Here is a 507-nt window from a genome sequence, read left to right on the forward strand (position 1 = left end):
AAACAATTGATAGCGTTTTATCGGACGCGGGATGGAGCAGTTGGTAGCTCGTCGGGCTCATAACCCGAAGGTCGTAGGTTCAAGTCCTACTCCCGCAACCATTTCTTTAATCAATAGAATAAAAATAATTGATAGCGTTTTATCGGACGCGGGATGGAGCAGTTGGTAGCTCGTCGGGCTCATAACCCGAAGGTCGTAGGTTCAAGTCCTACTCCCGCAACCATTTCTTAATCAATAGAATAAAAATAATTGATAGTGTTTTCGGACACAGGATAGAGCAGTTGATAGCTTGTCGGGCTCAGCTTTTTATAATAAAGAGTCGAAGGTCGTAGTTTTTTATCAAGTCCTACTCCCGCAACCATTTCTTTAATCAATAGAATAAAAACAATTGATAGCGTTTTATCGGACGCGGGATGGAGCAGTTGGTAGCTCGTCGGGCTCATAACCCGAAGGTCGTAGGTTCAAGTCCTACTCCCGCAACCATTTCTTTAATCAATAGAATAAAAA

At 42.8% G+C, this 507-nt stretch carries 3 tRNA genes; all 3 read left to right on the forward strand.

Features of this window, described 5'->3' with window-relative positions:
* Positions 1-25 precede the first annotated feature (25 nt).
* The 3 genes from H5164_RS19815 to H5164_RS19825 all read left to right on the forward strand — a co-directional run bounded on the left by H5164_RS19815 (position 26) and on the right by H5164_RS19825 (position 483).
* Positions 26-101: transfer RNA gene (locus tag H5164_RS19815), tRNA-Met, on the forward strand.
* Between the two features lie 46 nt (positions 102-147).
* A tRNA-Met gene (locus H5164_RS19820) sits at positions 148-223 on the forward strand.
* Between the two features lie 184 nt (positions 224-407).
* Positions 408-483 (forward strand) — tRNA-Met (locus H5164_RS19825).
* Positions 484-507 lie beyond the last annotated feature (24 nt).

It is taken from the genome of Shewanella sp. SG41-3, from assembly GCF_014164545.1.
In the GTDB taxonomy this organism is placed as follows: domain Bacteria; phylum Pseudomonadota; class Gammaproteobacteria; order Enterobacterales; family Shewanellaceae; genus Shewanella; species Shewanella vesiculosa.